The organism is Methylobacterium sp. J-077, assembly GCF_022829365.1.
Classification (GTDB): Bacteria; Pseudomonadota; Alphaproteobacteria; order Rhizobiales; family Beijerinckiaceae; genus Methylobacterium.
In genome coordinates, this window is record NZ_JAKSYJ010000199.1 from 1 (window position 1) to 5,425 (window position 5,425).

Here is a 5,425-nt window from a genome sequence, read left to right on the forward strand (position 1 = left end):
CTGATCAAGCGGAGCATGTACGGCCGCGCGAAGTTCGATCTTCTGCGCCAGCGTGTCCTCCATGCCGCCTGAGGTCGACCCGTAGAGCTTGGCCGTACGAAGGCTCGCCAGCACCGAAAGTGCGGATGAACCAATGTTCAACGCTGTTTAACAGCAAGGGCGCGTGCGGCTTAACTTTGTGCGGAAGTTCAGCTCACGGCCGCCGAAGGTTGGGCAAAGGGCGCTGAAGAGCGTGCTCATGAGGCGGAACAGCATGCTCGCCACGCGGAAGGCTGGCTAGCTCATGTGCAGGAAACGATCCAGTCTGAGTATGCGGATTTGACGGTTCTCTCGGATCAAGCGGTCGCATGAGGCGGGGATTTGAGCCGTGTCCGCATCGCGGATCCAAGGCTCGGCAACGGGCGGCCAAGCCCAGACCCGCCTCCCCGCTCCTGGGCGTCCCATAAAAAGGCCCCGAATTTTCATTCGGAAATAGGGGTGCCTCTCGGAAGGACCGCGCCTTTCTGTCACTCCTTAAAGCTCCTTTAACGGAATGTAGCGGATTGATCGAAAAGGCTGATTTCCGCCGGGGCGCTGATGTGGCGATGGCGCGCACTCACGCTTCGGTTGAAGAGCTTGACAGCATCGCAACTGCGTAAGTAATGTTTCCACAGTGTTAAAAATAGGAATACAAATCTGAATGGGTCGCTTGCCGTCTTCGGCAGGCTGAATGACACGGGCAAGAATTCTTATAATGCGACAGAACCGTCGCTTCTTGCCTTTGATCTGGGGAATACATTCATGGTCGATCTGAACGGTTATAAACTAACCTTCGACGACGAGTTTAATACCCGCAGCATCTCGCAGACCGGCGCTGGCACCACCTATGCTGATATCCGTTCGGAGTGGCGCTTTGACGCCAACTCCGACATCGGCTTCGGGAAATCCTCGTTCGTCGACGCCGGGTCCGGCTACGATCCATTCAGCGTTAAGAACGGGGCGCTTTCGATCACCGCCGCGCAGCCCGGCACGACCACATCGGGCTATCCCGGCAGCTGGGAGTCGGGCCTGATCACCACACAGGGCAACTTCTCGCAGACATACGGCTACTTCGAGATCCGGGCTGATTTCTCGAACGATCCGAATGCCTGGGATGCATTCTGGATGGAGCCCACCCAGCAAAAGCCGGCCGCGAACAACCCGGGCACTTGGCAGGAGCTCGACGTCGTTGAGCACTACGGGAACAACGATGCGGGGGTCTACAGCACGATCCACACCACTGATCCGCAACCCGCCGGTGTACCTTGGCAGGCCAACCGCCAAGTCTACAGCGAGATGTCCAACCCATCTGGCTACCACACCTACGGTGTGAACTGGCAGCCGGACAACCTAACCTTCTATGTCGATGGCCAGAAAGTCGGCACGCAAGCCACGCCGTCGGACATGCATAGTCCAATGTACATGATGGCGGATTTGGCCGTGCAGAGCAACGCCGGGGCCACGGGTAGTCCGATCACCTCGAATATCGACTATATTCGCGCCTACTCCAATAATCCAAATGCTTCAGCTGTAACACAGGGCACCGTTTCCGCTCCGGATGGAAAGGATCCAGGTCTGTACGGGGCGACCGCCGCTACGACTAACTCGACCACAAGTGCGACTGCCGCGACCGCAAACGCAAGCTCCGGATCGACGGGCACAACCAACGCGACCACGGGTTCGACGACCCCGACCGGCGCAGCCGCCGGCACGGCGACCACGAGCGGAACGTCCGTGGGCTCCACGGGCACTTCGAGCTCAACCACTAGGTCGACCAGCACGACTCAACCGGCGCCCGGGAGCGCAACGAGCGCCTCGACTACAGGCTCGACGGGTTCAGCGGCCATAACTGGGGCCGGAACGAGTGCCAGTTCGAATGGCTCGACCAGCGGTACGACGAGCACATCTCAACCGGTAACTACGGGTTCGACCAGCACGACGGGCACAAGCCCTGGGGCGACGAACACGACTGCGAGTTCACCCAGTACGACGGCAGGGTCAGCCACCGGTACCACGGGCACCACCAGTCCGTCTGGATCCACTACAGGCACATCGAGCACGACTAATCCGGTGGCTAACAACCCGTCGGGCACACCAAAAGCGAGCGGCACTGCGGCGAACTCGGCTGTCACGAATGGCTCGAACATAGGTTCGGCTGGAACGACTACAGGTACGACCAGGACAAGCGTCAGCTCGAACGGCATTACCCCAGCCAGCTCAACCGCAACCGCGGCTGGCACAGCTCAACCCGTGGCTACTGGGACGACCGCGGGTACAAGCAGTGCGATAGGCCCGGTTACCAGCACGACGAGCACAGCCCCTCCGACGACTGCCAGCACAACAAGCCCAACCCACCCGGCACCGACTGTCTCAACGGGAACAACTTCCTCGGCCTCTGGCACTACCGGAGCGGCGGCCAGCACAACTGAAAGCACCGCCGCATCGTCCAGCGCAACTTATCCAGCAACGACGAGCTCGACCGGCTCAGTGCCGCCGGTCGCCTCCAGCCCCTCAAGCAATCCGACAATCGGCTCTACGACAACCGCCGGTCCGGCCACGTCACCGACCGGCATGGCCAACACTGCAACGACCGGGTCAACAAGCACGCCTGGCGGGTCCCGCACACCGGTCAGCGCGCCAAATGCCACCGGTACAACGAGTCCCGCCGACCCAGTCCACACCTCGCCGACCTCTGCAAATTCGACGGCTGCTGGTTCGACCAGCACGGGCAGTGGCACGACCGGTGCGCCAACCGCTACCCCTGCAAACTCGGTAACGTCCGCGACTGCTGGCTCAGGCGACGCTTCTAATTCCGTGGCCAATAGCCCGACGAGCCCGGTCAACGCTGCGGGTACACCGCATCCTTCAACTACAAGCAGCCCAGGAACAACGGAATCAAATATTCCTGCTGGGACAGCTAATAATTATGCTTTCCAGGCCTTTACAGCGTCTCCAAAAGCGAGGGCAGCCGCCTTGTCTGCCGAAAAGAAGGTCGTCCAGTATGCTACTAAGCATCCTGAGAGCACAGGAGCGGCGAATAAGCTTTTGGAGATGCTGATGCATCTTTGGTAATCATAATGTTAATTGGCTTGCTCCAAGGTGCCTTTAAAGAAAGTTGAGGGGGAATAGCTATATCCCGGTAGGAGCACATGCACCCCTCCCTTCGATCGGTATTGACCACCCTGACCCGCCGGACCTATCGGGATCCGGCAGCGGCCGCCGGATCCCGGGGCGGCGCTTCGGCTAACTAGCCCATGGCATCTTGCCTGCACGCCGGTGAGATAGACGACCTCCCCCGTCAGCGCGTGATCAGATCGGGCTGCGGGGCCGAGTCGGCCTCGTGTGCCGCGCGGTTGCTGGGCCATACTTGAGGACGAGATCCCCCAGGCAAGTCTGGGAGCGTGTCATGCTGCTGAACATCGATCCGTTGATTGCCGTGGGTGTGGTCGTCGCCACCGCCGTCACCGATGCCGCCTATGTCTTCTTCAACGCAGCCGTGACTGCCCGCCGGCGCGTCCCGGCTGCGAACTGGTCAGCGTGCTGGTACCTGCTCTCCGCCTTCGCCGTGATCAACTACACGGAGAACGCGGTGTACGTGGCCTTCGCGGCCCTTGGGTCGTGGCTGGGCGCCTTCGCGTCCGTGACGTGGCTCGTTCACCCTACGTCACCGCGGTAGAGGATCCTAGGTAGCTAGCTGCCTACTTCCCGGCGGCAGCCGACTTAGGGGTGGCCGAGCCATCTTGGCTGGTAAGGCTGCCCAGGAACGTGCCTAGCTGATCCGCCCAAAGCTCGGCGTGGTAGATACCCGCATGCCCCCATCCGCCCGGCAACAGAACGAAGTGGCCTGAGGGCAGGCTCGCGATAGTCTCCCGGGCCACGGGCAGCTGCGCCGGGTTCACTTGGTCGTCCGCGAAGTTGATAGCGAGCATCGGCGCCTTGATGCGGGCTACCTCGGGAGCGGGGTCGTAGTCGGCTGAACTCTCGTAGTCGTAGAGGGCGTCACCGGCATCGCGCCCTCGGTACTGCGCCGAGAGCTCGTTCTCGTAGGCCAGCGTCTTGGCACGATCTGGTCCAGCCGTCTGCAGCCGCTCGGGGGTGCTGACCATGAGCGCGAACATCAGCGCCGCGCTGCGTGTCCAAGCGGTGGGAGGATCCGCGCGGTCGTACTCACCGCCGTTCCACTTCGGATCGCTGCGCACTGCGTCGGCGACGATCTGGCGCCACATCAGGTTCCTGCCGCTGATCTGCATCGGCATGCAGGCGATCGGCATCACACCGTCCATCGCGTCCGGGAACTGCTCGGCCCAAAGCCATGCCTGCATGCCACCCTGTGAAATGCCGGCCACGAGCTTGAGATGATCGATACCCATAGCCTGAAGCATGGCATGCTGCGCCTCGACCTGATCGCGATATCCGTAATGCGGAAAGCGCCCGTGCAGACCGTCTGACGGCTTCGTGGAGCCGCCGAAGCCAATGCCGTCCGGCAGGATGACGTAGTAGAGCTTTGGGTCCAGCGGCTGGCCTGGCCCGAACAGGTGCTGGGCGATCGTCGGCACCAAAAAGGTCTTGCCGGTGCCGGTCGTAGCGTGGAGCAGCAGGACCGCGTTCGTAATTTTACCCGCAGCATCGCGCTGGGGCGTGCCGAGTGTCGAGTAATGGAGCCGCAAGGGGGAAAGGTGTTCCCCGTTGCGGAGTGCGAACTCGGATAGGTCCACATCGCCGTCCTGCAGAACAGATTGAAGATCAGGTCCAGCAGCCGCTATCGGTGCGGCCGCTGGCGGATCCGCGAGGGCTGGCGCAGAGAGCAGGAGAGTGGCTGCCAGGAGCGCACAGCGGTATCTGTTTCGATCGACCATACCGTGTCCCCGTCCCCAGTTTTGTTGACTGAGCCTCCTTCAGCATAGGGGCAACAGCAAGCCACGGTGATCCGGGGCAGTGACAGAGCGAATACCCGCTCAACATGGGCCTTACCCATCCCGCAGGCTTTCGGCGAACTCTTCTGGCACCTCGCCCCACTGACCCAGGACGGTGAGGCCTTCCAGTTCGCCGATCTCTTCGTCAGCCACCACCTTGAGCGCTGCGGCGCCCGGCATGCGCGCGGCCAAGGCTTCGGCCTTCTTTAGTGCCCCGCTTTCAGTCTGCGCGGTCTCTTGGCGGGCCGGGCGCAGGCGATTCCGGTGGATCTCGAACGGCTGCACCACGAACGTCGTCTTCATCGCCACGGCGCACCTCCTGTCCGCTAAGCCTGCTTGTCGGTCACCGTCACTGGGATTGCCCCGTTTTTGTGGACGGTTTAGGGGCTTGGCTGAGCAGGGTCTCGGGCAACGGGTCGGAGCGGGTTTCATTCTCGTAGACGACGGGCGAGCGGTAGCCGAGCGCCGAGTGCCGGCGCAGCGGATTGTAGAAG

At 61.9% G+C, this 5,425-nt stretch carries 5 protein-coding genes and 1 pseudogene; 2 read left to right on the forward strand and 4 right to left on the reverse strand.

All coding sequences use genetic code 11. From position 1 onward, the window contains the following. Positions 1–780 precede the first annotated feature (780 nt). Positions 781–1,383, forward strand: a pseudogene (locus tag MKL11_RS23910) (glycoside hydrolase family 16 protein); the annotation flags it as partial. A gap of 542 nt (positions 1,384–1,925) precedes the next feature. Here the strand turns inward: MKL11_RS23910 and MKL11_RS23915 are convergent. After that, positions 1,926–2,222, reverse strand: a complete 297-nt coding sequence (locus tag MKL11_RS23915) for a hypothetical protein (protein ID WP_243947895.1) — start codon at positions 2,220–2,222, stop codon at positions 1,926–1,928. A 252-nt stretch (positions 2,223–2,474) separates the two neighbouring features. Continuing rightward, complete coding sequence (locus MKL11_RS23920) at positions 2,475–2,744, reverse strand: hypothetical protein (protein WP_243947896.1); 270 nt, start codon at positions 2,742–2,744, stop codon at positions 2,475–2,477. 680 nt (positions 2,745–3,424) lie between these two features. Between MKL11_RS23920 and MKL11_RS23925 the strand changes: the two genes are divergently transcribed. Beyond that, a complete protein-coding gene (locus MKL11_RS23925; RefSeq protein WP_243947890.1) occupies positions 3,425–3,694 on the forward strand; it encodes a hypothetical protein in 270 nt (89 codons plus the stop codon). A 22-nt stretch (positions 3,695–3,716) separates the two neighbouring features. Here the strand turns inward: MKL11_RS23925 and MKL11_RS23930 are convergent, their stop codons facing one another. Together MKL11_RS23930 and MKL11_RS23935 are read right to left on the reverse strand one after the other, a co-directional pair. Continuing rightward, the gene (locus MKL11_RS23930; protein ID WP_243947891.1) at positions 3,717–4,874 is read right to left on the reverse strand and encodes an alpha/beta fold hydrolase; all 1,158 of its coding nucleotides are present in this window, start codon (positions 4,872–4,874) and stop codon (positions 3,717–3,719) included. Positions 4,875–4,985: 111 nt separating this feature from the next. Then, positions 4,986–5,240, reverse strand: a complete 255-nt coding sequence (locus MKL11_RS23935; protein WP_243947893.1) for a hypothetical protein — start codon at positions 5,238–5,240, stop codon at positions 4,986–4,988. Positions 5,241–5,425: the final 185 nt, after the last annotated feature.